Genomic DNA, 25988 nt, shown 5'->3' on the forward strand with positions numbered 1-25988 from the left:
CCTATAAAGTGAGCGAGGTGCTCAGGAGAGGGCAGCCTTCACGTCGACCACGAGGTAGCCTGGCCTTCTACCTACTAACCGCGTATCTGTCAAGAGTGTAATTGCGGGAACACCTCTCCGCCATAGAAATCAAGGGAGCACGACTTGGCAACCTGATAGCCTCGGCCGGCGTATTGCCAGCTGACAGTAATACCTAGGAAGTATCTGCCTTGGGCAAACCTGAAGTGCTTACGTTCAGAAACCATCTCACCCTCGTTGGTTCTTTCTTTCTCCCAGTTCAACTCGAACTGTTCATCGGCAGCGCTGTAGATGAGACTGAAGCCGAGCTCCCTCTTGAACGGAATAACCTCGATTTCTTCCTGAGGGAGAAGAACACCAGAGAAAACGATGAACTTCTTGTGCGTCCCCGACGCGCCCGAACTATCGATCGACACCTCGCAAGTTGCGTTGTTTGCCATCCGTCCTCCCGTGTTGCGGATTTCAAAGAGCCAGCTGCGTTCCTTTTCGTTGTCTGTTTTTGGTATGTGGGGTTCAACTTCGATGAAGGGACGGATGGCCCAGTCACTGACGGCGGACAGGGCTAACACCAGGATGATGGAACCCACGAGCAAGGACGCGGGGTCGGGAAAGAGAGCGCGGAAACCCGTAGGGAAGAGAAACGCGGAGGCGAGCCAAAGCACCATCGCGCCCACGAACAGCTGAAAGAGAATGTGGGGGTTGAGCCAGTAAAACCGAAGATACCTGTCCAGGAGTCCTCGCTTCGCCAAGGATTCCTTGTCAGACCGGGGATTATTTGAAGCATTGACCTCTGACTCGCTGGAGACGAGAACCCTCAAGAGAGATTACTGGAATGCTTGCAACTCGTCATGAAGCGTCGGAGAATTCATGTCACACCTTAACCCTTATAGATTGGGTGCCAGAGCCCGACTTCCAGCAAATGAAACCCGTAAACATGGTTCTTTCAGTCGTTCTGCTGATTTCGGCGGCCGTAGGAAGCTACATCTTGGCCACCGATTCATATCTCTGGTCAGTGGCTCCGACGCACGCCTACGGACTCGCGGCGTTCACGGTCCTTGACCTTGTCTTGATAGTCGGCCTGTGGAGAGTGCCGAAGTTTGCAATAATCGGCGCGGTCCTTCTAGGCCTGGTACAAATGGGGGCCATGGGAGGCGACGTCTTCCTCGGGACGCTAACGTTCTCCTCAAACGTCACCACCGCCACGGCCTTCTCGAAATATCTCCTTGGCAACATGGCGTTCCTGACCCTGCTTGGGGTGCAAGTCGTCCTCATCATCACTGGAATCGCAGCCTTCGTGATGTCGCGCAGGACCCCGGTCGCGCCAAAGTAGAACTGAGCACCGTCATGAAGACGAATGCCGAAAGGAGGTCCGCAGTTGGAACAGTTGCGGTCGTTTCGGTGGCAGTAGTCGTCATCCTTGCTGCCGGCGTGGCCTATTACGTTCTTGTCGCAGGGACGGCCAAAGCCGCGACGACGACCCCAACAACAACCATCTCAGGGACAAAGACGGTGAATGTGATCATCCCCAGCGGTGTCAGCACGAACCAGTCGCTCAACTTCCAACCCGCGAGTATGACCCTCGTCATCGGGGTAAACAACAGCGTGAGGTGGGCGAATGATGATAGTGCCCCTCATGACGTCATGTCCACTTCGGTGCCGAGCGGTGCGTCGACCTTCAGCTCGGGGAACATGAACTCCGGGGCGACGTTCACATTCACATTCACCGTCCCAGGCACTTACACGTACCAGTGCACCTATCATTCGCTCTGGATGCTGGGAACTTTGCTTGTTAAGCAGACCGCGTAGGATATCTGGCTTTCCCAAGATTCACCCTCCTGGGTGATCTGGTACCGAATGGTCTTGGACTTGCGCACTTCCGCCCCCGGTCTCAAATCATCAATCAGGTCTGGTCAAAGACCGCCTTTATGGCAGAATAGCAATATCACAACAGAGAACCGTCGAGTTGGAGTACGGGAATCAATCGCGCGGAGTGAACTCATAGCGACGGGGCTGTTGGGTGATAGGACCCTATAGGCGCCTGGACTTCGTCTTCCCCCTGCCTCTTGGGTACACCGCTCCTACGATAGCCCCGACTACACCTACCCAGAATCCGTCGTTCACAAGGTCCCCGGAGTACACGTATCCGTTGTTGATGAGAACGCCATCCATGTAACCAGCGTAGACACCCAATATCACTCCGCCGACCCCGCCAATCAGAATCGCCAGCGCCAAGTTCATTTCTTTCATCGTCCCAATGCGTAATGTGTTTGATAAAGGATTCGCGGGGCGATTGTAAGGTGGCGATGGTGCTTACTGGTTCAAGGTTCAGTGCATCCTTCTCTAAAGGACGGGAACCGTTTCGCAACAGCCCCCGTGGCAAGCCGTTGCGTAGACTTTATGAACCGAGTGGGCGGAGATGCAAATCAGTCCAGCATCCATGAGCGACGGTGATACTTTCGTTGCAATCGCGTCTGGATGGATTGCTCTCTCGGCGCTTGGTGCTGTCATAATCTACGCACACTGGCCTCCAGTTCTCGCCATCGTTTGGATATCGGAGAATCTGATAGCACTGACTCTGGTCGGTTTGACCTGGAGCTTGAACGACACGGACAAATTCTTGGCATTCACATTTGGATGGATTATCTTTGGGGTTCTGAGCAGCGCCGTAATCTACGCATATTGGCCTCCTCTTCTCTCCGTAGCGTGGATAATCGAGAATCTCTTGGCATATGCAGTTGTCAGCCTATCCAAGACCTGGTCGATGGAGAAGGGCCTGTGGGTCTGGGCCTCGGACGAAAAAACCCAGCGTCGTCTAACCAAGAAAGTGTCAGAGTCAAAGCGTCTGATGGTCGCGCTCGAGGCCATCAGGAAACGCGAGGAAGGCCTCAGCAACGCAGAACTCGACGATCTCACTTCTGACAACTCAAATTGGATGACGCTCTGGGTGATGCGACAGTTGCTCTCGTTGGGCTTCGTCGAATACCAGGTGGATTTGTTCGGCAATTCCGGGAAATACAAGCTGACAGCCCTCGGGAGAGACACGCTGCAGAAGCTAACCGGACAAGCTCCTTCCGTCAAGCCGCCAGCGCAGACAGCACGGCCCTCCACATCTCCTGGTCCCGTGGCTTCCTCGCCTGACTCGGAGAAGCTTCAGACGAAGCCTGCGCAGACTTGAGAAGACACCCTGAGCTCTTCCTACTGACGGCGATTGTTCGAAGTGATTGGTACTCTTTCGTCGGAGAGACGCAAAGTGCTGCGCGCAATCACACAGTACTCAAGTTTCTCTCGTCGTGAAGTACCAGAACGAGCCTACTGTTCCGATTAGGAAACAAAAGATATACGCGATCCAGTCGACGCTGTAGATTGGGGCCATGCTGAAGAAGGCAACCGGAAACACTACGGAGAGGTAAACCAAAGCGAAGACCATCGCGAGGCTGACTATGGTCGAGACGTAGTCACGAAGGCTTTGGCTTTGGAACCCCGGATGACTCCGTTCAAACCATATGCCCGCGTTTAGGATACTGAAACCCAATACCAGTCCCATAGAAGCGAATGTTACCGTCGCAGGTCCAACAGAAGTCTGGCCTCTCACCAGCGAGAAGGCATTCGAGGCTATCGGAATGACAATCAGCATCAGTCCATAGAAGAAGGACCTGAACCCGATCTCCCTGCTAGAAGCTCTGAGACTGGCGACGAGAAAGCCAAGGAAAAGAATTCCGAGGGTGGCGGCAAACCCAACAGACCAGTTCGCGAAGGTCAGGGATCCACCAAGGACTGCAGCATCAGGGGCAAAGATTGCCGTAACAATCCCCGCGGGAAAGTTTGCTGAGTTGTCGACCAGGCCCTGGAACAAGCTTGGGTTCGACCTGAACGAGAGATAGACGAGAGTGTTCCCCATTATGATAATCGAGATGATCGCAACTGCGAACAGGATTCCAGGAAGTCCTGTCCTAGACAAGCCAGCACTGGCCATGAATGCGCACCCGGCCCTGTTATTGATAAAAAGAGTTTCTTCAACCTGAAAGTTCAGGCCGTGGTCCTCCCACTTGGACAGGGAAACGCGACTGCAATCCTATCCTCGATGGATGAGGCGAGACAGAGAGAACTCGCGAGGTGGTGGAGCTGAGGAAGCTGTTGCGTAGTTGTAACGCAAGTGAAGCCTGCAGGGGTAATGGTTTAATTATCAAATCGGGTGGCATTGTCTAGATGCCCGAAAATTCGGTTTCATCACTGATTCAGGTGGTTCTCACTCTTACTATCGTAGGGGTTCTGGTCTATCCTCTCTACCCAGTCGTGGAGGGTCTGAATCATGCCTATGGGCTGTTCTTTGTCCTAGCGGTTGCATTGGTACTGGCGGCCGTTGTCGTGAAACTGGCCGACGGGTCGCGGGGGCTAGGTGAGAGGAAGAAGGCGTTTGGTTTGATTGGAACCTTGCTCTTGTTCGCGACTTTGGTTGTTGTAACGCTCGCAGTTGTGTTTCTCATTGGTGGCACGTCCCTCCAGTTGTCGGTTATCTTGGACGTCGTGGCGATCGCAGTCCTCCTCGTCCTCGCGATGTCTTAGATTCAGCGCAACGAACCAACCTCCCTTCCTAGTGACGTGAGAGACTTAACTATGGGAATGACTCCGTGAATGACGCGCACAATTGATTCATGTGTGGGAGGTCGCCGTTGGAATCGTCTTCGCAGCCGTATGGCTTCCGATCCTGTTCTTTTCCATTGCCCACTGGAGCACGCTCCCGGTCGCCACGATCCTCTCAGTAATCACGCTCGTAGTGTTCGCACTCTTCATGGGTCTTATGCATGACAGCAGTTAGACCCAAACTCGTGCCCTAGTCATCGCAAGCAACGGCTCGACCTGAGGCTACATGGAATACTTCCAGATCATGGGATCGCAGTCTCGTCAAGACCGCGGCAACGTGGCGGGCCTGGTGAGGCCAGCCCCCAAACATGTTCCGAGAAGGTCTCCGTGGGTAGTGGCGATGTTGCAAGTCTGCAGTAGGGCCGCTCACTTTCGCCTATGAAGTGAGCGATGCGATCAGGAGAGTGCCGCCTTTAGGTCGGCTATCAGGTCGTCAGCGTCCTCTATCCCCACCGAGAATCTCACCAGTCCGTCCCCGATGCCGAGCTTCTGGCGCCTTGTGGCCGGGAGGCTCGCGTGCGTCATGGTCGCGGGGTGCTCCACGAGAGACTCCACCCCACCTAGGCTCTCGGCCAAGGAGAAGACCTCTAGCCTGCCAAGGAACTTGCTCACTGCCTTCATCCCTCCCTTCATCTCCGCCGAGACCATTCCTCCCGCCATACGCATCTGTCTCTTCGCCAGGGCATACTGAGGATGAGACTTCAGCCCCGGATAGTGGACGGCCGAGAACTTGGGGTGAGAGGCGAGGAACTCCGCCACCTTCAGGGCGTTCTGGCTGTGCCTCTCCATCCTGAGGTGCAGAGTCTTCGAACCTCTCAGGATTAGGAAACAATCGAAGGGGGACGGAACGGCACCGATGGCGTTCTGGTTGAACTTGACTGAATCGAAGAGGGTTCGGTCGTTGAGGATCACGGCCCCCCCGACCACGTCGCTGTGTCCCCCGATGAACTTCGTCGTGCTGTGGACTGCCACGTCCGCCCCGAGGGCAAGGGGGTTCTGGAGAAACGGGCTCGCGAAGGTGTTGTCAACGACGGTCGCCGCCCCGCCGTCCCTGGCGGCCTTCGAAATCGAACTGATGTCGCAGATGTGCATCAGGGGGTTGGTGGGGCTCTCCAGCCACACGAGCCTGGTCTTGGGGCCGATTGCCTCCTTGACCGCCCTAAGGTCCCTCGTATCGACGTAGGTTATGGCGACTCCGAACTTCCTGAAAGTAGTCTCGAAGAGCCTGACGGTCCCGCCGTAGAGATCGTTGCCCGCGAGGACGTGGTCCCCCTTCTTGAGAGCGGAGAGGAGGAGGGTGGTCTCCGCGGCCATCCCCGAAGAGAAGGCGAGGGCGTAGTCTGCGCCCTCCATGATTGCGAGCCTCCGCTCCAGGGCGAACCTGGTCGGGTTCCCGGTCCTGGAGTACTCGAGGCCTCCGGTGGGCTTTGCCGAGTCCTTTCTCGCGAAGGTCGCCGAGAGGTGGATGGGCACGACAACGTCGCCAGTCGCGGAGAGGTCGGGCTCCTCGCCCGAATGGACGGCCCGGGTCCCGAATCCCAAGGGCCTACGTTTCGGCAAGGTAGTTTATCACATCTGCGATGGTCAGGACGCCGACGATCTTTCTCCCGTCCAGAACCGCCACCGCCCCGGCGTTGCCGAGGAGGGTCCCGGGGATCAGCATCTTCGCCTTGAGCTGGACGGAGGGGAGGGGCGGGCCCATGCACTCCTCGACCTTGCCCCGAGGGCCCGGCCGGACCGCTGCTCTGATGAGTGCGAGGCCCGAGAGGCAGCCCACCTGAACCTCGCCCCTGACGACGAGGAGATGCGTCAGCTTGCGGTCGGCCATCAACCGAAGGACGGCTGAGACCTTCCTGGAGGGGGGGACGGAGACGAACCCTGGGCCCCCGTCCGCAGAGGATTTCATGAGGGAGCGCACCGAGACTTTCCTCCCTCGGGACGGGAGGAAGGCGTGCTCCTCCATCCAGTCATCGTTGTAGACCTTGTTCAGGTAGCTCCGTCCAGTGTCAGGAAGGATCACGACGACAGTCTTCGACGAGCCAAGGCCCCGGGATGCGCGGAGGGCACCGAGCACGGCTGCCCCCGACGAAGAGCCGGCGAGTATCCCCTCCTCCCTGGCCAGGCGTCGTGTCATGAGCATAGCCTCTTTGTCCGAGACTGTGACGAAGTCGTCGATGACCTTCATGTCAAGTGTCTTCGGGAGGAAATCCTCGCCGATTCCCTCGACCTTGTAGGCCAAGGCCCGCGACTTCTTGCCGCGGAAGAGCTCGGCCAGGATCGAGCCCTCCGGGTCTACCCCGACCACCCGGATGGAGGGGTCCTTCTCCTTCAGGAACTTCGCAGTCCCGGAGATGGTCCCTCCGGTCCCGACGCCCACCACAAGGACGTCCAGCTTCCCATCGGTCTGCTCCCAGATTTCAGGCCCCGTGGTCTCGTAGTGCGCCCTCGGGTTGGCCGCATTTTCGTACTGGTTGGGCATGAACGCGCCGGGGGTCCTCTTGGTTATCCTCTTCGCGACCTCGACGTAGCTCTCAGGATGGCCCGGGGGCACGTTGGAAGGGGTCACTCTCACCCGGGCGCCCACCGCCCGAAGGAGGTCGATCTTGTCGCGGCTCATCTTGTCCGGGACGGTGAATACCACCTTGTACCCGCGGTGGATGGCCGCGAGGGCGAGCCCCATTCCCGTGTTGCCCGAAGTGGGTTCGACTATGGTAGCCCCTGGTTTGATGAGCCCCTTCCTCTCGGCGTCGAGGATCATCGAGAGGCCGATCCTGTCTTTGACGCTGCCTCCGGGGTTGAAGAACTCGAGCTTGGCGTAGACCTTCGCCCTGACGCCCCGGGTGACCTTCTTCAGCCTGACTAGGGGCGTCCCACCGACCAGCTCGAGGATGCTCTCTGCGACGCGCGGGCCCACCCTGGGGGTCACTCCTCTCCTTCGAACTTCTTCGCAACCCTCTCGGAGGCCCGGGTGGCTGCTTCTACGGCGTTCATCACGCTCGTCCTGAAGGAGCCCTTCTCGAGCTCGTAGATGCCGGCTATGGTCGTCCCGGCTGGCGTCGTCACCGAATCCCTGAGTTCCGCGGGGTGCATCTTCTTCTCCTCGAGAAGGTCGGCGGTTCCGACCAGCGTTTTTGTGACAAGCTTCGACGCGATTTCTCTCGGCATCCCTACCATAAGCGCGCCGCTGACCATCGACTCGATGAAGGTGGCGATGTAGGCGGGGCCGCTCCCGCTCAGTGCCGTGACCGCGTTCATGAGGGACTCGGGGACGCGGATGCTTTCGCCGAAGGACCTGAGGACCGACTCGACGGCTCGTGTCTCGCCCTCGCTCACTTCGGGGGAAAGAGAGTAGGCGGTGATGGATTCTCTGATGGTCGCCGCTATGTTGGGCATGGCCCTGACCACCTTGGCACCCGGCAGAGCGGCCTGGATTCTCTTGATCGAAACAGCGGCCATCAGAGAAACGACCAGTTTGCCCCTGGTGACGCCCGATATCTCCTTGAGAAGAGCCTTGGCATCCCCCGCCTTCACCGAGACGATGACCAGGTCGGCGTCCTTCGCGGCCCTCCTGTTGTCCGTAGTTACCTGAAGCTTGGACGAAGCGAGGTGCCTGACGGGACCTAGGTTCCTCCTCGTCATGATCACCCTTGAGACGCTCTTGGACCTGGAGAGGCTCCTCGCCACCGCCTCCCCTATCCTCCCCCCTCCGAGCACGGCCACTATCATGTCCTATCGCATTGGACGGGTTCCTGCGGGGCTGATTTACTTTGCGGGGGCGCCACCCCCTGCTGGCTCGGAAGGACGGTGATTTCGGGCTTCGCGAAGGCCCCTGGGGGTGTTTGCGCGGTTAGAGTTATCTAGACCAGACCCCAAAACCGTGTGTGAGAAGAGAGAACAGGACCTCGAAGGCAGTCTCGGCTGTCCTTGTCGTCTCCCTGGTTGCGCTGTCAGGGTTGGGGGCCTACCTGGTCAACCAAACGATCCTGGACTCGAGTCCTCTAGTAGGCAGCGCAGTGAAGGTGGCTACATCATCCTTCAGCCCGTTCGTAGGTGCGGTGGGAAACGTAGGGTACCTCTACGTCGGACTGCTGAACGGCACAGTGGTGAAGATGGAAGCCCAGAGCGGCAAGGTTGTGAAATCCGTCGCCCTCCCCGACCAGAACTCGGCCGCGCACTTGGTGTACTACAACGACTCGGTGTACGTCGGGACGGAGAAGTTGCCAGGAGCGAAGGACACTGGACCGTATCACGTCTACAGAATCGACTCCCAGACGATGCAGATAGCGGGACAGATGGCCATGAACCTTCACGAGGCCAACGGATTCCTGTTGGCCTTCAACGGGTATCTCTGGGCAGGGGACGGCCAGTGCACCCTCTACAAGATTGCGCCGCGCAACCTGACGGTGGTGAAGATGGTCCCGAACGTTGCGGAGGACGAGATGGCCTTTGACGGGCAGTACTATTGGACTCAGTGCGTTCACAGCGTCCACGTTCTGAAAGCAGATTCCACCCTATCGAGCGTGGCCGCAGGCGTGCTGACAGGACCCGGAAGGCCGCGGGGCTTCTTCATTCTGGGTTCATCTACCTACTGTACGGACACGGCGAACTTCACCCGGCACCGGATGCTCCTGTCTGGGCATACGGTGATGTTCAGTAGGGTGGGAAGCTTCCTCGACCAGGCCATCGGGACCCGCGACGCCTTTTCATTGAAGGGCCTTCTTTACTTCTATGAGACCAGGGACGACAGGCAGGTCCCTGGCCGGATCATCGTCTATGACGGGAATCAGAAACTCGAAGTCGTAGTCAACCTGTTCGGATACGGCCTTCCGACGGACGCTTCACAGCATTCGATGTTCCTCCTCGACGGGAGGATCTACTTCGTGACGCCTTCCGTGGTGGGATATCTCCTGCCTTTCGACGCCCAGGCGGTCTGAGCCTCTTCGGAGGGGCACCCGCCAACCCTTTCCAAGCCTCAACCCAGGGCAACCGCTTCTATCTCGACGACTTGGCCTGGAAAGGCAAGGCCCTTAGTTTCCACCAGTGTGGACGCAGGAAAACCGTCTGAGAAGAATTGTTTCGTAAGCTCAGTGAATTCCTCGATGGTGCCCTTCATGTCAGTCACGTAGGCGGTTATCTTCATGACGTTCTGGTTCGCCATTCCGCTTTCATTCAGGACTGCGGCTATCCCGTCGAGCGCCATTTGGCATTGCTCTCGGAAGGTGCCGCCGACGAAGTTGCCTTCCTTGTCCGCGGCGAGCTGGCCCGAAATGAAGAGGATCCTTTTGCCTCCTTCGGCCAGGATGCCTTGGCTGAACCCATATGGATCGCTGTTGAAGATCGAGGGAGGCGCGATTGCCCTTCGTTTCAAGGTACGGGAATGCCGGGAGGGGTGAAGGTGGTTTATCCGTTTCGGCATCGGAACTCCAGCGAGTTCGCGAACAACGAATTCAAGACCGAAGCGGCCCGGTGGGGCTCAGACCTATTATGGGATCGAATCCGAGCGTTGGCTAGGCCACAAGGGTTAAAGGGATTCTATGCCCCATTCCATAACGAATGCTGGACTTCGCTCCTAGCTTCCTAGCATGGTTAGCTTCCACAGCTGTTCCAGCCTTCGTGGGATTGCTGGTAATTACCAGCCTTGGTTCACTCGTGAAGCCCAGGTATCTCAACGCCTTCGCGTTAGGTATCTTCCTCTGGTTCTTCGTCGACACGATCGGCGGGTCCTCCAACCTGGAGGTTAACCAGGGCTTCAGTGGCGGAGCCAGCCAGGCCGCAGTCCTGCTGCTCTTCGTTGTGGGTGTCGTGCTGTCTTTCTCAGGAGATAGGGGATTGTTTTCTGCCGATTCGGTGGTCGGAACTTTCGACCTCAGGATTCCGCTCTTGGTGGCGATTGCGGTGGGAATCCATGGGTTCGGCGAAGGTACTGCGTTCGGCAGCACCGCAGCATCCACCTCGAACACTCAACTTTTGGACGCTTTCGGGGGGGTGAGTGCCGGAATCGCGTATGCGCTTCACAAGGCGCTCGAGCCGATGATGATAGGAGCGGTCTACGTCTTCTATTCGCGAAATCAAATCAGAGGGGGCCTGAGCAGGGCGAAGGATCTGGTCTTCCTGACGGTTCTATTCGTCTTCCCGTCGTTAATCGGGGCGGCGACTGGGTACTACGTGAGTTATGACGCGACCTACTTCTTCGCGCTGGGGACGGGGACCTCGGTCTACGCCGCGCTGAAATTGGCCAAGCCTCTCTTCCAAGGCCCAGAGGTCGCAGGTTCTGCGGACTCGCTGAAGGTCGCGTTGTGGCTGGTCTTCGGGTTTGTCTGCATTTATTTCGCAGGGCTATTCCACTCCTAGGTGAGAATTCTTGAAACTTGACCGCCGTACGACCATTCTGATTCTGGTTGTCGCCGTTGTGATTAGTTCCACGTTGGTGGTTGCGTACTCTCTGAACTTGGGGAAGGCTGGCCCGGGCACGAAGCAATCTGGCGGTTTCCTGATAATCGCCGGTCCCAACGGGTACAATGACAGCATCGACCACGGCGTTCCTCAGAACCCTTGGCCCATAGTCAAGGTGCAGAAGGGAACCACGGTGACCATTTCGGTGTACAACTCCGACCACCAGGCACACGGATTCCAAATCACGCACTATCTCGCTGGGAGCATAAACACTGTAGCCCCGGGACAGACGTTCACGGTCTCGTTCGTCGCCGATGAGACGGGGACATTTCAGATCTACTGCGCGATTTTTTGCACGGTGCATGCCTTCATGCAGAGTGGGGAGCTCATCGTCCAATAGCGTTCGCCCAAGTATTCATTCGGTGACTGGGAAACGCAAGGTAGACTCGGCGTTCTCCGAAGCCAACCGCGCCGAGTTCAGGCCCAAGCGACTCCCGTACTTCAGCGTCTTGGCCGGGACTTGTCAGTCAATGTAGGCGCCCCAACATACGAGTTGAAGGATGCCATAGCGGGCCCGGTGGGGTCCGCCCACAAACGGGTCCGAAGTATGGATTCCGACAGATGAACGCGACACGAATTCAGTAGAATCCGGCGGCGACCATGAAGACCGACGCGAGAACAAGAAGGAGGACCGTCAGAGTGGCTGTGTCTGAAGCCCTCTTGAGCGTCTTTGGAAAATCCGCCGGGGGTTGATGCTGACCGGAGGCTTGCATTTCCTTTATCATGTTTATCGCCTTGACCTGGATTGGAACACTTACGAATTCTGAGATTAGGAACGCGACAAACCCAATGGACAGCCCAATCGATAAGTTGACTCCATAAGAGGTCGAGGGGTCGAGCAGCGGCAAGCTCCCGAGGCTATAGAGAAGAAGTACTCCGAACAGTATGGTCGTGCCCGCAAATATCTGAAAGAACCGAACGACCCTTGGGACGACTTTCACTAGGAATTCGCCTGAACTGGGAGGTGAGAGCTTCGCGAGGGCTGGTCCCACCACAAAGGCGAACATTATTCCGCCGCCAAGCCAGCCTATAGCTGAAACAATGTGAAACCAGGCAAGAATCGCCGTGAACAGCATTCCCTAAGGTCCTCGTTTCGGACTTGGCATTACGCTATTTAACTGTGGGTTGAGGGAAAAGTTCCCCCCTTAGGTCGCCACCTGACAACCGACTCGACGATTCCAAAGAGAAGCGGGCCCGGTGGGGTCCGGTGCGGAATCGTACCCCAGAGCTGGCCCAATAATGGGCCTTACTTAGTCAGCCCCGGCTACTTCCTGAGCCTCTCCACCAACTCCTTGTACCTGGACCTCTTCAGAAGGCGCCTGTTGCCTAGGCTTAACTCAGTCGACCAGAGGGGTAAGGACCATGAGACATCTGATCCTTGACACAATAGTTTCCCTTGACGGGTACTTTACGAGTCTGAGGAATGAGATTGACTGGTTCGGATTCGACGACGACGAGTGGAAATGGTCTAGGGATATTAATCGCAGGGTGGACACGATGCTCTATGGGCGAGTCACTTACGAAGAGTTCAGGCAGTTCTGGCCGACTACAGCCCCGAAGTCAATGGGGGTGGATCCCACTCTCATTCAGCAGCTGAACACCCTGCAGAAAGTAGTTTTCTCGCGGACTCTCGCCAAGGCGTCTTGGAAGCCCGCGACCCTCGTGCGAGGCAACCCGAGCGAGGCCGTCTCGAAGCTCAAACGACAGAATGGGAAGGACATAGTCGTCGTGGGCAGCGGAACGCTGGTGGGCTCGCTCCTCCGAGAGGATCTCATCGACGAGTATTACGTCCGGGTACGTCCCATCATACTGGGCTCGGGGAGGCCCATATTCGTCGACCCCGACGGCAGGCACCCTCTAAAGCTGATCAGCGCCAAGACGTTCAAGTCGGGAGTGGTCGGACTCCACTACGAACCACTAGCGCAGACGAGAGACAGAAAATAGGTTCACCTCTCTTGATTCTGGAACCGCCGCGGGGTACGAAACTCAAAGCGGGCCCGGTGGGATTCGAATTCGTGGGCGTTTTACACGCCTCCCACGACATGCTGGTGACTCCCACCTGAAGCTAAGAGCCAGCCGCTTGAGCCGAGATTTATCTCTCTAACCTGGCTGAGCCACGGGCCCGCAGTTTGAGCGTCCGTCTTTACCGATTTAAAGAGATTCTTTGGCAACTGTGAAACGATTGAAGTTTCCTTCATCTTGAGATTTATCTTGTCGGCAAAAATGCCATCATTGTTCGTGAGGGGAGTGTGAAAGTGCTTTCTCGTTGATATACCAGGCATCAAATGAGGAAGCCGAATGGGAAGACTGGTGTTTGTCGGCCTGGGGCTGGGCGGGAAGGGAATAAGTCTCAACGGCATCGAGGAACTGAAGGCGGCAGACGTCGCATACCTCGAATATTACACTTCACCTCATGAGCCGGGCCTCCTCAAGGAGCTGGAGGACGCCGTAGGAAAGCGTCTTGTCATCGTCGACCGGGCTTTCGTCGAGGACGGGACACGGATCCTAGACGAGGCAACTAACAAGAAGGTGGCTTTGGCCGTCCAGGGCGACCCCATGATTGCGACGACCCACGGGGAACTGAGAGCCAGGGCGACGAAGGCGGGAATCGAGACGAGAGTGGTCCACGGGGCCACCATAGCGTCGGCGGCGGCCAGTGAATCCGGACTCCACTACTACAAGTTCTCCCGGACGGTGACCGTCACCAGGGAAGCGGTCGGCAGGTTAACCCAGGCGTACCACGTGCTGCACCAGAACCTGCTCGAGGGGGCGCATACCCTCATCCTGCTCGAGTATGACGAAGATAGCGGTGAAGGAGTCTCACCTGCGTCCGCCATCGCCGGACTCCTGCTCGCCGAAGCGAACTTCAAGAGGGGCGTTGTGAGTGAAGCGACCTTCGCTCTCGTCCTGTCGAGGGTCGGAAGGCCTGATAGCGCGGTCGGAGGAGGGACATTCGCTGAGCTTGATAAGAAGGACTATGGTCAGCCGCCCCACACGCTCCTCATCCCCGGGAAACTGCACTTCACCGAGACTGAGGCGGTTGCTGCGATCTTCAAACTGAGCAAGGCGGAGGTCCGCAGCAATTCGGAAGGGGTGCTTCGGACGGCCCAGACCCTGGTCCCGAAATACGTGGCCAAGACCAGGCGGGCGTTGGAGGGGGTCAGGTCTAAGCTTGGGTCGCAGTATGAACCCGTCCTTGAGAACGCGGAGCTCTACATGAAGGACGCGGAGAACTTCCTCGCCAACGGTGAGGACGAGCTGGCGATGCTGAGCATCGGCTACGCCGAAGGTCTATTAGATTCACTCTCGTTCGCCGGCGTTGTAAAGATAGACTGGTAGCAAATGAAAGGCAAACAAATCCTCTCAGTCATCTTCTCACTGAGTCTCCTGGGGGGAAGTCCCACCCTCATCGAGGTCGGGAAACGGCTAGGAGTTGAGGCAGCGGACATCAGGGAAAAGGTCCAGGAGTGCCTGGCAAGGGGCCTCATCGTGAATCGACACGGAAAGCTCGCACTGACCAAGGACGGACGGCGCGCACTCAGGGTGGTCTTCATCGGAGGGGGCTTCGAGATCATACACCAGGGGCACCTGTACACCATCGAGAAGGCGAAGGAATTGGGGGATTTGTTGGTGGTCGTGGTGGCGAAGGACAGCACGATCCGGAAGAGGAAGAAGCGGGACCCGGTGGCGGGGGAAGAGAAGAGGGTGGCCTTGCTTTCGTCGCTCAGGCAGGTGGATGCAGCTATCCTGGGGGTCGAGGGGAACATCTACGACACCCTCGAGAAGGTGAAGCCCGACGTGGTCGCGCTGGGATACGACCAGCATCATCTGGAGTCCGACATAGCCCGCGAGGGGAAGAAGAGAGGACTGAAGCTGAAGGTGGTGAGGCTGGACTCCCCGATTCCCGACGTCAAGACCAGCGCGATGCTGAGGGACTTCTAGCTGCGGGCAGCGTTGTCGAGCTTCTTCTGCAGGCGAGCTAGAGACGAGTTGACCGATTCCCGCCTCACCTCCTCCGTAAGGAGGCCTCGCGTATCCTCGACGAGCATCCTCGCCACGTCGATCTTCCTCCTCGCCCCGTTGGCCACGTGGTCATAGACCGCGAGCGGGGAACAGACCGAGTAGAGCTCCTCCATCACCGAGAAGTACTTCTTGGCCTTCGTGACCCTTCCGTTCATTATCGAATCGAGCACGAGGCGCTTCAGCTCACCGACAGTGTCCAGCAGCCCAAGGAGGTAGGCTTCTGGGGAAGACCCCAGCGAAGCCCTCGAAGGGATTGGTTTCCCTTTGGCTAGGGCGACGACGGCCGACGCTTCGACGTACTCCGTCTCTGGAGATACGAGGTATCGCGCCAGGGGACCGTCTCCGGACTTCTTTAGCGCCGCGAGGAGAGACTTCGCGCGAGCGAGCTCCCGTTCCGCGTCCTTCGTCCTCCCGTTGTGGACGTTGATTATTGTCCGCGACGCAGAAGCGATGACATCCCTGCTGTCCTTCAGGAGCCTGTCCCTGCGCTCGAGCTGCAGCGAGAAATGGGTCTCGAGCCCCTTGATGGAGCGGTTCACCTCTTCCATGGCCTGATGTCAGAGGCGCCCTTCCCATCGTCATAAGTCTACCCGTCGCAGGCCAAGGCTTATCTGCGGAAATTCAGCCATCGCGGAGACTTGAGGAGGGAGGCCGGCCTAGCCCTGGCCGAGACGGCGCTCACGGCGGTTCTGTGGGGGACATCCTTTCCCGTAATCTCGGTAGGAATCAAGGGGGGCCTGGACCCCAGGACCTTCGTCTTCCTCCGGTTCGCCATCGCCGCGCCGATAATGCTCGCAGCAGCAGCTGCGCTAGGAAAAGACGTCAGACGCCTGTTCAGGAGCCGCGGTGTCTGGATCGTAGGGCTTCTAAACGCCGCAGGTTTCCTCTGCCAGTTCCTCGGTCAGCAGTACACCGACGCTTCCGTAGCTGCCCTCCTGGTCAATCTCTCAGTTGTGTTGGCCGCGGGCGGGGCAGCCGTGTTCCTGGGGGAGAAGTTCGGGGGGCTGAAGGTGGCCGGGGTGGTCCTCGCGGTGTTGGGGACCGTCCTGATTACCACGGGGGGAGACTTTTCGGTTGTCACAAGAAGCCAGGCTTTCGGCGACGGGCTGTATCTCATCGCCGCGGTCTCCTGGGCCGGGTACATCGTCTATGCGAAGAAGAAGACGGACGAGGAGAAGTGGGACCCGCTCGCGGTCGCGGCTTGCATAGTGACGGTGACAGCGGTAGCGGTGCTTCCCGCCGCCCTCACAGCAGGCATCGGAGTCTCCATCTCCCCTGGCTCCCTCGCCGTCATAGGCTACACCGCGGTCTTCAACACCGTCATTCCCTTCGTGCTTTACCAGGCGGGTTTGAGGTACCTGTCGGCGGCCACGTCGGCTGTCGTGCTGATGCTGGAGATTGTGGTCGCGGTGATGGTCTCTGTGGCCTTCCTCGGAGAGACTCTGCCCTTTGTTGCTTGGATAGGAGCCGGGGCGGTCTTAGGTTCAATCCTGCTGGTCTCGGGATTGGAGCTGGGTGGCAAGAGCTTATCCGTGTCTTCTGACAACGCTGCCCCAGTGAAGGACTCGTAGGGCATGGCCCGGACCAGGTATGAAAGAGGAAGGGAAAAAGAGTATAGAACGATGAACCTATTGAAGAAAGACGGATGGTTGGTGTCTAGAAGCGCAGCGTCACACGGCGCCGTCGACGTATTTGCCGCAAAAGGCGGGATGATCTTGCTGGTGCAGGTCAAGAGCGGCAAGGCACGGGTGAAGAAGGAGGAACTAGAAGAACTGGTTCAATGGGCAAAGAGCTCGAACGGACGGGCCGAAGTGTGGCACTTCAAGGGCAGAGGCAAACTCGAGAAGCGCCGGGTCTACGCATCTAAGGGGGGAAGAGGTTGAAACCGAAGTGCTACTTCTGCGACATCGAGCTCGAGGTCGTCCTGCATAGCTTCAAGGTCGGGCCACGGGACGAGCCCGTCTGCGAGGAGTGCTACATGAAGACGGTCAACAGGCAGAAGGCAAAAGAAGAGGAAACGAAGGGCGGTTCGGACGGCTCAGGCTGAGGCGCAGGCGCGCTTCAGCTCTCGGATAAGAGTCGAACACTCGGTGAACTTGTCCTCGTCCTCCTCGCGACGATAGCAATCGAGCGCCCTTTCGTACTCCCCCAGGGCTGAAAGAGCCCTGAGCGTAGGCGGGGTGGTGGGCTGTGACAGGATCAGCCGGCCGGCGGTCTCGTACCAGTTCCCTGCGTCTTCATACTGCTCGAGCTGGAAGAGCCAGTGGGCGATCGACTCGCAGACGTCGAGCTTCTGGGGCGAGGCTGCGAACTTCTCGAACTCCTCTCTGAGGAGGTAGACTGCGGGGTTCCCGCTCCGCATCTTCTCCACCCTGAAGACCTCGGCAAAGTCTCCCATTCGAGGACGAAAGCATCTGTGGAGACGTAAGAGGGGACTGCTCTAGATTTGTTGAGCCAGCAATCAAAAGGAACCCCGAAGTCAGTGGCCTTCGGGCACAGTCACTTCGGCCTCTCTAAGCTTCCTCCTCGCCAGGGCCTCCCGGAAGCGCCGCTTCTCCTCCTTGGTGATGGGGATCAGCTTGGGGATTGGAGTTGGTCTGCCCCTTTCGTCGATGGCCACGAAGGTCAGGTGGCATGAGCCGGTGTGGGTGTTCTTCCGCGTCGAAGGGTCCTGGGCCTCGATCCTGACCCCCACTTCCATCGACGTCCTTCCTACGTAGTTCACCGTGGCCTTGAGGATTAGCAGGTTGCCGACGAAGACCGGGGCGTAGAAGTCCATCCTATCGATCGAAGCGGTCACGCAGTTGCGGCCTGCGTGGCGCCAGGCGACTATCCCTGCTATCTCGTCCATGTACCGCATGATCGCGCCGCCGAATACGTTCCCCGCGACGTTGGCGTCGGTGGGCATCATGAGCCTGGCCGTAGCCATGCTGGATTCAGAGGGGCTCTTCGGACGCGGTTGGGCCATCGTTGAGAACGAAGCACATTCTGAGGTTCATAAAGTTGATACCTCGACCACAGGCCCGGGCAGTGGGCCGGATTGATAGTCAAGCAGATTGCCGTGGGGACGATGGCGAACTTCGTTTACCTGCTGGTGGACGAAAGGAGCCGCGAAGGGGCGGTCGTCGACTCCGGATGGGAGACGGAGCCGATTGTCAGGGCGGCGGACGAAGCAGGCGCCAAGGTGAAGTTCGTCGTGGCCACCCACGAGCACTTCGACCACACCTCGACCATCTCCGAGCTCGCGCAGAAGCTATCCGCGAAGGTCGTGGCCCACAAGGACTCGCCCATCGAATGCGATCTGAGGGTCGGAGACGGACAGGTGTTGGAGCTGGGCGGGGAGGGAGTGCGGGTCCTCCACACGCCAGGGCACACCGAGGACAGCGTCTGCCTCTACGACGGCCGCGAGGTCTTCACCGGAGACACACTCTTCGTGGGGACGATCGGGAGGTTCGACAGGATGTGGGCCGAGGCCATGCACAAGAGCCTCAACGAAGTCATCATGAAGCTTCCGGACTCGACCGTCATGTATCCGGGGCACGACTACGGAGGCGTCCCCTTCAGGACGCTCCGCGAGGAGAAGGCGGCCAACCCGTTCCTGATGGCGGCGGACCTCAAGAGCTTTCTTTCGCTTTTCTCGTAAGAATCGAAGAGAGGAGCTGGACTGAGATGTTCCCGCCGCTGACTACGAGCACGATCTCTTCCCCCACCTCCTCTCTGAGAGGCCCCTTCATGGCGGCGAGGGGGGAGGCGCCGGCGGGCTCGGACAGGACCCTTCCGAGGGTCAGGAGGTCGTAGATCGCGTCCTCCAGCTGGAGGTCCGTAACAAGGCCGACCCTGTCGACGTACCTTGTCGCGGCTTCGAAGGTCAGCTCCCCTGGGATGGCCGCCTGCATGCCGTCGGCTATCGTCTTCTTCGGGTCCACGTGGACCCTCGAACCCTTCTGCAAGGATTCGTACATCGAAGGTATGGCAACGGTCTCGGCGCCGTAGACCCTGACCCTGTCCAGGGACTCTTTGAGGGCGATGGCGATGCCAGAGATCAGCCCACCTCCGCCGATGGCCACCGCGGCGCTGTCCATGTCCGGGAGTTGCCTACTCATCTCGAGGCCGCAGGTCCCCTGTCCGGCGATTATGTCCCTGTCGTTGAAGGCGTGGATGAAGGTCAGGCCTCTCTTCGCGGCGGTGGATACGGCGTGCTCATAGGTTTCATCGTAGCCGCTGCCGAACCTGACGATTTCCGCCCCCTGCTCCTCGATCGCACTTAGCTTCTGGGGGTTGACGTTCTGAGGGACGCAGATGGTGGCCTTCACTCCGAAGATCCTAGATGCGTAGGCGATGGCGAAGCCGTGGTTTCCGGACGAGGCCGTGAGCACGCCCTTGCCTAGGTCTGAATCCCCCAGGCACTGCAGTTTGTTGAGCGCGCCCCGGATCTTGAAGACGCGGATGGGCTGGAATGTCTCGAGCTTGAGGTACGCCTCGCGTCCGAGTAGGTTCGAGACCCCTTTCGAGTATTCCAGGGGCGTTTCGGGAATGTACTTCCGGATCCTGGCTTCTGCCTGTTCGATGTCTCTCAGGGTCGGAAGGCCCGTCTGACTCAGCCGAACCACTTCTCCAGGGTTTCGGTCGGGGGGGCCTTGGCGGACTGGATTCTGCCGATGGCAGACTCGACCCTTTCGCGGGAGAAGGAATGCTCTCCGACGAGGAAGGACATGAGCCTGTCTCTGTCGAAAGGCCTCCAATCAGGGTTCACGCCCTTGACGCTAGGGGCGTTCAGGTAGAGACTCCTTATCTCCTGGAACCGGACCTGTTGAAGAGAATCCTTCAGCTCCTTGATGTCCTCGAGCTTGCCGTATTTCTTGAGATACTTCAACGCAGTGGCGGGGCCCACCCCTTCGAATCCGTCAGGGTTGAAGTCTGTCCCCAGCAGGATCGCGAAGTCGACGAGTTGTTCTCTGGTGAGGCCCGTAGACGATAGGACGTCAGCCAGTCTGATCCGCTCGGGTAGGACGTTGATTACTATTCCCTTGCTCGGGAGGCGCCTCTTGCCGGAGATGGTTACGTTCCTGACGAGGACGGGGGCGCCGAAGACGATCGAGTCGTGGTCCTGGGAAGCGACAGCGTTCACCGTACCTTCCATGGCCATGGTGGAGGCCTGCGCCTCTCCCTCGGAAGGTGCGTCGACCCATGGGATCCCCATGGCATCCAGGAGTTCCTTGGCGTCGGACACCATGTCCCGCCCGAGGACTGTGGAGGCTTCGGCGTACTTTCTGGCCTGTGGGAGGTCGCCGACCTGGAGCGCCTTCAGGTACTGGTCCTTCGCTTCCCTGCGCACGGCGGAGCGCCTTTCAATCTCCTCCATCTTCAGCTCGGGGGGCTTGCCGTCGAACACGTAGACGAGCTTGATGCCGAGCTCCATGAGGTTCACGTTCCTGTAGAAGAGGCCGGAAATGTGGGAAGTGACCCTCCCCTTCGAGTCCTTCAGGTGCCCTCCGTCCATGCCCCGGATTATCGCGAGGAACTGGTAGAGGGTGTTGTAACCGTCGACTGCGAGCTTCCAGCCGGAGATGTCTTCTAGCTGGATCTTCTCTCTTGGGATTGAGTCGCCGAAGTCGACGCCCATGGACGACGCCGCCTGGCCGCGGTCGGATTTATTCGCTTATCCGGGGGATGCGCATGTCCTCGGTCGGCTTCTCGATCGCCTCGATCCTGCGCTTGTCCTTGCTGACCCATCTCAGAGTGATGAGCCCCAGGATCTCCAGTTGCATGAGCAGCTTGTTCAGCTCGTCCGGGGAGCATTTGCTCCCGTTCTTGTTCAGAGCCTCCAGTAGGTCGTCGTCGGTGGCGCTCTTCTTCTCCTTTACCCATTCGTAGGCTGCATATCTGAGAGGATATCTCATTGTCTAAACATCGTGCCAGAAACGGTGGAGAAAGGGCGTCGGGCGCGGTATAAAAGGACTACAGGAATGATTCAGTGCTGACCGGGGAGCCTGCTGGACATCCTGCTGACCCCCATGAATTCTGACTGGCCGACCAGGGGAGCGCCTGTCACCGCCGCCTCTACCTTGTCGATCTCTCCTTCTTCCTCCGGAGCCACGATGTCCATGATTATGGCAGAGAGGCCGAAGGCTATCGGTTCGATTTTGTGCCCTCTTACCTGCGCCTCGGCAGGCAGGGCCATAGCCACAGAATCAACGATCTTCTGGTGCTCGGTCGTCGTGTCCTGGGGAAGAATCTTGAGCCGGATCACGTAGGAACCCAAGGGAATCAGCCTAGGGTCCTTCGAAGCCGCAGTTGACGCACTTGTACCGTCTCGAGAACTTCCTGCACTTCTCGGACCTCCAGATGAGGGTCTCGTGGCAGTTGGGGCAGAGGAAATGGGTCGCTCTCTCCGCCGGCTTGATGGGCCGGTTGCAAGAGCTGCAGATCGGGAGCGCGGCCGTGGCTTGAGACATTTCTCGGGGAACCCCTTCGGCGCTGGCAGATATAGATTACTGAGTGAAAGGAGGTTTCATGCCTCGGAGATGAGAGAACGCATCTCTGCTGATGCGACGACCCTGGCGACCCGGAGAAGCCCGGGCAGCCCGAGGGCCCCAAGGAGGGCCGATGCGTGAAAGTCGAAATCGGTCTGCGAAAGCTTGAGGACGAGCTTGGGCGTTGCCATGGCAGCCACCAGAGCGTCCATGTCTGAATTGGACAGCTTTCCGAAGACGCCCCGAAGCTTGAGCATGGTCTTCATCTCCTTCAGGAATAGAGACTCCCACTCCCTTTGATACCCCGCGAGTAGGGAGGAATCGTCGAGCCTTATGCTCTCTCCGACCCACTTCGCCGCAGAGACGGCTCCCGCGATTGAGGTCATGATCCCACCGGCCGTGGTCGGCTTCACCTGTCCCGCGGACTCTCCGACGAGTATCCTCCTGCCCTCAACGAACTTCGGAGAGGGCCCCCCCACATAGATGGGCGCAGAAACGCGACGAAGCACTTTGTGAGGCTTGTCGGCAAGGAACGCGTCCAGGGCCTTGAACGGGTTGATCCCTATCCCCGCCGCCCCGACTTTGGCCTTCCCGCGGCCAAAGGGTATCACCCAGGCGAAGAACGCCGGGTACCGGTCTGCATCGAGGAAGACTTCTACGACCCGCTCCCTGACCCACTCTCCCTCAAGCTCGTACTTTGCGGCGGGAAGTATCCCTCCTCTGGGACTTGAGGCCGGGCCGGTCGCGTCGACGTAGTACCTGGCTGAGACTGCCCTGTCGCCCACGGCTACCTTAACACCGTCGCTCTTCTCGGAATAGCCGCCGACCCGCACCCCGGTCGATATCTTCGCCCCCCTTGAGGCGGCCTCCCTCGCTACCTGCTTGTCGAAGGCGCTCCTGTCGAGCACCACCACCTCGAGGGCGGTCGCGTTGACTGCGAAGTTCTTGCCGAAGGGAGAGTGCACGAGGGCTGAATTGATCTGATTCTGAATCACGTCCTTCTCCGGAAGGTAGCCGTACTTCCTCAGGCCGCGGAGACTGACCAGGCCATCGCACTTTTCGGGCTCTCCGATCTCCTGGTGTTCCTCGGCAACGAGGACGGTCAGTCCTAGGTTCGCGGCTTCGGCGGCGAAGGTCAGCCCTGTGATGCTCCCCCCGGCGACCACTATGTCGAAATCAGTTGCCAAGGCCAGTAGAACCGTCGCAAAGGCTTATTCCCACTCGTAATAACCGTTCCAATGAAGGGAGCCATGAAACAGGCCATAGTGGTCAGGTCGGACCTCAAGATGGGGAAGGGTAAGCTCGCGGCCCAGGCGGCCCACGCGTCTCTGAGTGCGGCCGAGCAGGCCATGGGACGGAGGTCGCCATGGTTCGACAACTGGAAGGACGGGGGTCAGGCGAAGATCGTGCTGAAGGTCCAGTCGGAAGAGGAGCTGCAGGAACTCTTCAGGAAGGCGAAGGCCGCCAAGCTTCCCGCATCTCTGATTGAAGACCGGGGGCTCACCCAGCTTGAGCCTGGCACGGTCACATGCCTCGGGATAGGGCCCGGACCGGATGAGGACATCGACAGGATAACCGGGAAGCTCAAGCTGCTTTGACCGAGGTCGCGGATGCGGACAGGGCGATCGGCGTCGAGGCGTATGCGAGCTCAGGCCCCCCGTGCGCTGCACGTGCCAAGTCTTCTGAGGAGGACTTTAGGGTCGAGGAGCTCGTCTCAGGACCTGGAGCCATCAAGGAGCCTCGGGAGGGGTACTACCCGCTGTATCGGGTCGAAAAGCGCGCCATCGACACGATGCACATGGAGAGAGAGCTTTCTGACATCCTGAAGAGCAGGGTCAGCTACGGAGGGCTGAAGGACAAGAGGGCAGTCGCTGTCCAGTACGTGACGCCGACGAGCCTTCGCTCGGAAAGACCCGAGGCGATAATCCGCGAGAAGTTCACCGCAACCCTCCTCGGGTTCGTCCCGCGGCCTTTGTCCAAAGGCTCGGTGACAGGGAACAGGTTCGAGGTCGTCCTCAGAGACTGCTGCGAGGAGGTCGGCGGACTCGTGGAGGATGTCTTCGGCCTGGCGGAGGAAATGAAAGTGCCCAGTTTCTACGGGCTCCAGAGGTTCGGATCCCGAAGGGCCGGAACGCACACGTTGGGCAGGGCCCTTGTCAAGGGGAAGTTCGAAGAAGCAGTCAGGCTGATGCTGACGGAAGCACGCTCGGGGGACGACGAAGACACCCGCCTAGCCAAAGAAGCCATGGCGAATGGCCGCTATGGGGAGGGATGGAAGTTGCTCCCGGCCCACCAGGACGTGGAGAAGAGAGTGGCCCGGAGGCTGTCTCAGAAGCCCGGAGACTGGGTGGGGGCGCTTAGGGCCGTTCCGATCAGGTTGAGGAGACTCTACACCCAGGCGTACCAGTCTTTCATCTTCAACCGAACCCTGAGTCTTGCGCTGAAGAGGGGGTTGGACATCTCGAAGTCTGAGGACGGAGATAACTGGAGCGAGTCAAGAGACGGCGGTTTCACCCTTTCGCCAGTGCACGGCGTAAGGGAGCCTCGCACCGACTCGGCCTTTCCCATGGTCCAGATTCCGGGATTTGCCTACCGGAATTATGGTTCGAGGTTCGACTCGTGCGTCGAGGAGGTGATGAGTCAGGAGGAGGTGTCGGCCAGGGAGTTCTACGTCCGCGAAATGCAGGAGGCGAGCGCCGAGGGAGGGTTCAGGGTCGCCCACATGGCCTTCAGGGACGGGCGGTTTGAGGTCGATGGCACGACTGCGACCCTGAGGTTCACCCTGGCCAGAGGGCAATATGCGACCGTCCTGCTCAGGGAGATAATCAAACCGACCGACCCAAAGGCATCCGGGCTCGCCTAGAACTCGACAACGCTTATACACCGTTCCCTTACGGCGTTTCCGAAAGCCGATGTCTCAGGATGTTTACGACCTGACCATAGTCGGTGCGGGCCCAAGTGGGTTGTTCGCGACCTTCTATGCGGGACTCAGGCAGATGAAGACGAAGATCATCGACGCCCTGGAAGAGCCCGGAGGGCAGGTGGCGGTGCTCTACCCTGAGAAGTACATCTTCGACGTCCCGGGGTTCACGAAGATCCTTGCGAAAGACCTTGTGAAGAACCTGGTGGAGCAGGCCTTCCAGTACCACCCCACCGTGGTGCTCGGAGAGCGGGTAACTACCCTCCACAAGGATAACGGCGTAATCGAACTCGGGACTGACAAAGGGACCAAGCACTACAGCAAGGCCGTCCTAATCGCCGCAGGCGTAGGCGCCTTTTCCCCCAACAGGCTCGAAGCCCCTGGCGCTTCAGACTACGAAGGGAAGGGGGTCTACTACTTCGTGAAGGACAAGAGCGCCTTCAAGGACAAGAACCTCCTGATAGTGGGGGGCGGCGACTCGGCCGTCGACTGGGCCCTCAACATCAAGGAAACGGCGAGGAAGATCACCCTCGTCCACAGGAGGGACGTCTTCAGGGCGCACGAAGGGAGCGTGGTAGAGCTGATGAAATCAGGGGTCGAGGTCAAGCTGTTCTACGAAGTCAGGAGGGTGGTAGGAGACGGTTCGAAGATCAACCAAGTCGTCGTCTTCGACAACCGGTCCCAGGCAGAGACCACGTTGGACGTCGACGTCATACTCGTGAACATAGGCTTCAGAGCCGACTTGGGTCCCATAAAGAACTGGGGGTTGGAGATCTCGGGAAGAGAGATCGCGGCCAACGGGAAAATGGAGACGAGCATCCCCGGAGTCTACGTGGCAGGGGACATCGCCGGGCCCCTCGACGGGGTGAAGCTGAACCTGATTGCGACGGGCTATGCCCAGGCAGCTCTCGCGGTGAACGTTGCGAAGGCCTACGTGGACCCGAACTCTAAGATATTCCCCGGGCACAGCAGCGAGATGAAGAAGTAGCTCAGCTGACCGTGCCGAGCGCCCTTCCGAAGTTATAGTCTTTCTTCACTGCCGGATGTAGCGGGTCGACGAGGATGCACTCGAACCATGCGAACCTTCCGTCATGCCACACCGGGTAGGAGCCGAGCAGGCTCATGTTCGGGTACCTTTCTGAAACTCTCCTTTCGGCGACGGTCTGTGAGGATACGTCGGACTTGATCTTCAGAACACCCATGTGCTTCGGCCTCCTTCCGGAGGTCGGCCGTTGCTTTCTCATCCCTCCCCTCGAGACCCTGATGCGCACCACAACCACACCCTCCTTCGCTTTGTAACCTAGGGCCCTGGCCCTGTCCAGTCTCCAGGGACGGTCTACCCTCAACATGGCTGGCTCTTTCCTCAGCTGGACTGCGCGGACTCTGATGTCAGCGGCCTTCTCATGGAAGATGGCCTGCCAGGTCTTCGAGATCTGCTGGTACATGGGCATCTGGGCGCC

The 25988-nt window shown here is 58.9% G+C and carries 36 protein-coding genes and 1 tRNA gene; 18 read left to right on the plus strand and 19 right to left on the minus strand.

Annotated elements, in window-relative coordinates; all coding sequences use genetic code 11:
• Nucleotides 1-89: 89 nt before the first annotated feature.
• Nucleotides 90-767: a hypothetical protein gene (locus tag OK438_01960; protein ID MDA4124207.1), complete on the minus strand. Its 678-nt coding sequence runs from the start codon at nt 765-767 to the stop codon at nt 90-92.
• 170 nt (nt 768-937) lie between these two features.
• Between OK438_01960 and OK438_01965 the strand changes: the two genes are divergently transcribed.
• Together OK438_01965 and OK438_01970 are read left to right on the plus strand one after the other, a co-directional pair.
• Complete coding sequence (locus OK438_01965) at nt 938-1348, plus strand: hypothetical protein (protein MDA4124208.1); 411 nt, start codon at nt 938-940, stop codon at nt 1346-1348.
• A 14-nt stretch (nt 1349-1362) separates the two neighbouring features.
• Nucleotides 1363-1824 carry a cupredoxin domain-containing protein gene (locus OK438_01970; GenBank protein ID MDA4124209.1) on the plus strand — a complete coding sequence of 154 codons (462 nt, stop codon included), beginning with the start codon at nt 1363-1365 and terminating at the stop codon, nt 1822-1824.
• 222 nt (nt 1825-2046) lie between these two features.
• On the opposite strand, the gene OK438_01975 is transcribed toward OK438_01970, so the two are convergent.
• Nucleotides 2047-2265 (minus strand): hypothetical protein, encoded by a 219-nt coding sequence (locus OK438_01975; GenBank protein MDA4124210.1) that lies wholly within the window; start codon nt 2263-2265, stop codon nt 2047-2049.
• A 169-nt stretch (nt 2266-2434) separates the two neighbouring features.
• On the opposite strand from OK438_01975, the gene OK438_01980 reads away from it, so the two are divergent.
• Nucleotides 2435-3193: a hypothetical protein gene (locus OK438_01980; GenBank protein ID MDA4124211.1), complete on the plus strand. Its 759-nt coding sequence runs from the start codon at nt 2435-2437 to the stop codon at nt 3191-3193.
• Nucleotides 3194-3292: 99 nt separating this feature from the next.
• On the opposite strand, the gene OK438_01985 is transcribed toward OK438_01980, so the two are convergent.
• Nucleotides 3293-3991, minus strand: coding sequence for a hypothetical protein (locus tag OK438_01985; GenBank protein MDA4124212.1), 699 nt, complete (start codon nt 3989-3991; stop codon nt 3293-3295).
• A gap of 233 nt (nt 3992-4224) precedes the next feature.
• Between OK438_01985 and OK438_01990 the strand changes: the two genes are divergently transcribed.
• Together OK438_01990 and OK438_01995 are read left to right on the plus strand one after the other, a co-directional pair.
• Nucleotides 4225-4581 (plus strand): hypothetical protein, encoded by a 357-nt coding sequence (locus tag OK438_01990; protein MDA4124213.1) that lies wholly within the window; start codon nt 4225-4227, stop codon nt 4579-4581.
• An 82-nt stretch (nt 4582-4663) separates the two neighbouring features.
• Nucleotides 4664-4834 carry a hypothetical protein gene (locus OK438_01995; GenBank protein MDA4124214.1) on the plus strand — a complete coding sequence of 57 codons (171 nt, stop codon included), beginning with the start codon at nt 4664-4666 and terminating at the stop codon, nt 4832-4834.
• Between the two features lie 221 nt (nt 4835-5055).
• On the opposite strand, the gene OK438_02000 is transcribed toward OK438_01995, so the two are convergent.
• The 3 genes from OK438_02000 to proC are packed head-to-tail and all read right to left on the minus strand — an operon-like array spanning nt 5056 to nt 8385.
• Nucleotides 5056-6201, minus strand: coding sequence for a cystathionine gamma-synthase (locus tag OK438_02000; GenBank protein MDA4124215.1), 1146 nt, complete (start codon nt 6199-6201; stop codon nt 5056-5058).
• A 4-nt stretch (nt 6202-6205) separates the two neighbouring features.
• Nucleotides 6206-7573, minus strand: a complete 1368-nt coding sequence (locus OK438_02005; GenBank protein ID MDA4124216.1) for a pyridoxal-phosphate dependent enzyme — start codon at nt 7571-7573, stop codon at nt 6206-6208.
• Nucleotides 7574-7581: 8 nt separating this feature from the next.
• Nucleotides 7582-8385 carry a pyrroline-5-carboxylate reductase gene (gene proC / locus OK438_02010; protein MDA4124217.1) on the minus strand — a complete coding sequence of 268 codons (804 nt, stop codon included), beginning with the start codon at nt 8383-8385 and terminating at the stop codon, nt 7582-7584.
• 155 nt (nt 8386-8540) lie between these two features.
• Here proC and OK438_02015 point away from each other — a divergent pair, with 155 nt between their 5' ends.
• Nucleotides 8541-9593: a hypothetical protein gene (locus OK438_02015; GenBank protein ID MDA4124218.1), complete on the plus strand. Its 1053-nt coding sequence runs from the start codon at nt 8541-8543 to the stop codon at nt 9591-9593.
• A gap of 38 nt (nt 9594-9631) precedes the next feature.
• Here OK438_02015 and OK438_02020 read toward each other — a convergent pair whose 3' ends face one another.
• Nucleotides 9632-10027, minus strand: a complete 396-nt coding sequence (locus tag OK438_02020; GenBank protein ID MDA4124219.1) for a RidA family protein — start codon at nt 10025-10027, stop codon at nt 9632-9634.
• A gap of 185 nt (nt 10028-10212) precedes the next feature.
• Between OK438_02020 and OK438_02025 the strand changes: the two genes are divergently transcribed.
• Complete coding sequence (locus OK438_02025; GenBank protein ID MDA4124220.1) at nt 10213-11010, plus strand: hypothetical protein; 798 nt, start codon at nt 10213-10215, stop codon at nt 11008-11010.
• 10 nt (nt 11011-11020) lie between these two features.
• Nucleotides 11021-11452 (plus strand): cupredoxin domain-containing protein, encoded by a 432-nt coding sequence (locus OK438_02030; GenBank protein ID MDA4124221.1) that lies wholly within the window; start codon nt 11021-11023, stop codon nt 11450-11452.
• A gap of 238 nt (nt 11453-11690) precedes the next feature.
• Here OK438_02030 and OK438_02035 read toward each other — a convergent pair whose 3' ends face one another.
• The gene (locus OK438_02035; protein MDA4124222.1) at nt 11691-12188 is read right to left on the minus strand and encodes a hypothetical protein; all 498 of its coding nucleotides are present in this window, start codon (nt 12186-12188) and stop codon (nt 11691-11693) included.
• A 286-nt stretch (nt 12189-12474) separates the two neighbouring features.
• Between OK438_02035 and OK438_02040 the strand changes: the two genes are divergently transcribed.
• Nucleotides 12475-13056, plus strand: coding sequence for a dihydrofolate reductase family protein (locus tag OK438_02040; GenBank protein ID MDA4124223.1), 582 nt, complete (start codon nt 12475-12477; stop codon nt 13054-13056).
• A 48-nt stretch (nt 13057-13104) separates the two neighbouring features.
• Here the strand turns inward: OK438_02040 and OK438_02045 are convergent.
• Nucleotides 13105-13236, minus strand: a tRNA-Lys gene (locus tag OK438_02045).
• A 174-nt stretch (nt 13237-13410) separates the two neighbouring features.
• On the opposite strand from OK438_02045, the gene dph5 reads away from it, so the two are divergent.
• On the plus strand, nt 13411-14451 hold the full coding sequence (gene dph5 / locus OK438_02050; GenBank protein ID MDA4124224.1) for a diphthine synthase: 1041 nt from the start codon (nt 13411-13413) through the stop codon (nt 14449-14451).
• A 3-nt stretch (nt 14452-14454) separates the two neighbouring features.
• A complete protein-coding gene (locus OK438_02055; protein ID MDA4124225.1) occupies nt 14455-15054 on the plus strand; it encodes an FAD synthase in 600 nt (199 codons plus the stop codon).
• On the opposite strand, the gene OK438_02060 is transcribed toward OK438_02055, so the two are convergent.
• Nucleotides 15051-15683, minus strand: a complete 633-nt coding sequence (locus OK438_02060; GenBank protein MDA4124226.1) for an RNA-binding protein — start codon at nt 15681-15683, stop codon at nt 15051-15053. The two genes, OK438_02055 and OK438_02060, sit on opposite strands and share 4 nt — an antisense overlap.
• Before the next feature lie 90 nt (nt 15684-15773).
• On the opposite strand from OK438_02060, the gene OK438_02065 reads away from it, so the two are divergent.
• Genes OK438_02065 through OK438_02075 form a run of 3 tightly spaced genes read left to right on the plus strand, consistent with a single transcriptional unit; the run spans nt 15774 to nt 17182 of the window.
• A complete protein-coding gene (locus OK438_02065) occupies nt 15774-16706 on the plus strand; it encodes a DMT family transporter (protein ID MDA4124227.1) in 933 nt (310 codons plus the stop codon).
• A 3-nt stretch (nt 16707-16709) separates the two neighbouring features.
• Nucleotides 16710-17018, plus strand: coding sequence for a restriction endonuclease (locus tag OK438_02070; protein MDA4124228.1), 309 nt, complete (start codon nt 16710-16712; stop codon nt 17016-17018).
• Nucleotides 17015-17182, plus strand: coding sequence for a hypothetical protein (locus OK438_02075; protein ID MDA4124229.1), 168 nt, complete (start codon nt 17015-17017; stop codon nt 17180-17182). The genes OK438_02070 and OK438_02075 overlap by 4 nt, the downstream gene beginning before the upstream one ends.
• Here OK438_02075 and OK438_02080 read toward each other — a convergent pair.
• Complete coding sequence (locus tag OK438_02080; GenBank protein ID MDA4124230.1) at nt 17174-17533, minus strand: hypothetical protein; 360 nt, start codon at nt 17531-17533, stop codon at nt 17174-17176. The genes OK438_02075 and OK438_02080 overlap by 9 nt on opposite strands.
• An 81-nt stretch (nt 17534-17614) precedes the next feature.
• Nucleotides 17615-18103 carry an acyl-CoA thioesterase gene (locus OK438_02085; GenBank protein MDA4124231.1) on the minus strand — a complete coding sequence of 163 codons (489 nt, stop codon included), beginning with the start codon at nt 18101-18103 and terminating at the stop codon, nt 17615-17617.
• 72 nt (nt 18104-18175) lie between these two features.
• Between OK438_02085 and OK438_02090 the strand changes: the two genes are divergently transcribed.
• A complete protein-coding gene (locus OK438_02090) occupies nt 18176-18778 on the plus strand; it encodes a hydroxyacylglutathione hydrolase family protein (protein MDA4124232.1) in 603 nt (200 codons plus the stop codon).
• Here OK438_02090 and OK438_02095 read toward each other — a convergent pair.
• The 6 genes from OK438_02095 to OK438_02120 form a co-directional block, all read right to left on the minus strand.
• Nucleotides 18750-19745 carry a threonine/serine dehydratase gene (locus tag OK438_02095; protein ID MDA4124233.1) on the minus strand — a complete coding sequence of 332 codons (996 nt, stop codon included), beginning with the start codon at nt 19743-19745 and terminating at the stop codon, nt 18750-18752. The genes OK438_02090 and OK438_02095 overlap by 29 nt on opposite strands.
• Nucleotides 19733-20758, minus strand: a complete 1026-nt coding sequence (gene fen, locus OK438_02100) for a flap endonuclease-1 (protein MDA4124234.1) — start codon at nt 20756-20758, stop codon at nt 19733-19735. The genes OK438_02095 and fen overlap by 13 nt, the downstream gene beginning before the upstream one ends.
• Nucleotides 20759-20786: 28 nt before the next feature.
• Nucleotides 20787-21035: a hypothetical protein gene (locus OK438_02105; GenBank protein MDA4124235.1), complete on the minus strand. Its 249-nt coding sequence runs from the start codon at nt 21033-21035 to the stop codon at nt 20787-20789.
• A gap of 71 nt (nt 21036-21106) precedes the next feature.
• Nucleotides 21107-21397, minus strand: a complete 291-nt coding sequence (locus OK438_02110; GenBank protein ID MDA4124236.1) for an elongation factor 1-beta — start codon at nt 21395-21397, stop codon at nt 21107-21109.
• Nucleotides 21398-21407: 10 nt separating this feature from the next.
• A complete protein-coding gene (locus OK438_02115) occupies nt 21408-21590 on the minus strand; it encodes a zinc finger domain-containing protein (protein ID MDA4124237.1) in 183 nt (60 codons plus the stop codon).
• A 56-nt stretch (nt 21591-21646) separates the two neighbouring features.
• Nucleotides 21647-22795: an NAD(P)/FAD-dependent oxidoreductase gene (locus OK438_02120; GenBank protein MDA4124238.1), complete on the minus strand. Its 1149-nt coding sequence runs from the start codon at nt 22793-22795 to the stop codon at nt 21647-21649.
• A gap of 63 nt (nt 22796-22858) precedes the next feature.
• Here OK438_02120 and pth2 point away from each other — a divergent pair, with 63 nt between their 5' ends.
• Genes pth2 through OK438_02135 form a run of 3 tightly spaced genes read left to right on the plus strand, consistent with a single transcriptional unit; the run spans nt 22859 to nt 25516 of the window.
• Complete coding sequence (gene pth2 / locus OK438_02125) at nt 22859-23206, plus strand: peptidyl-tRNA hydrolase Pth2 (GenBank protein MDA4124239.1); 348 nt, start codon at nt 22859-22861, stop codon at nt 23204-23206.
• Nucleotides 23203-24471, plus strand: a complete 1269-nt coding sequence (locus OK438_02130) for a tRNA pseudouridine(13) synthase TruD (GenBank protein ID MDA4124240.1) — start codon at nt 23203-23205, stop codon at nt 24469-24471. Before pth2 ends, OK438_02130 begins: the two co-directional genes overlap by 4 nt.
• Nucleotides 24472-24520: 49 nt before the next feature.
• The gene (locus OK438_02135) at nt 24521-25516 is read left to right on the plus strand and encodes an NAD(P)/FAD-dependent oxidoreductase (protein MDA4124241.1); all 996 of its coding nucleotides are present in this window, start codon (nt 24521-24523) and stop codon (nt 25514-25516) included.
• 1 nt (nt 25517) lies between these two features.
• On the opposite strand, the gene OK438_02140 is transcribed toward OK438_02135, so the two are convergent.
• On the minus strand, nt 25518-25979 hold the full coding sequence (locus OK438_02140; protein ID MDA4124242.1) for a 50S ribosomal protein L15e: 462 nt from the start codon (nt 25977-25979) through the stop codon (nt 25518-25520).
• Nucleotides 25980-25988: the final 9 nt, after the last annotated feature.

The organism is Nitrososphaerota archaeon (assembly GCA_027887005.1).
Lineage (GTDB): Archaea > Thermoproteota > Nitrososphaeria > Nitrososphaerales > Gagatemarchaeaceae > UBA183.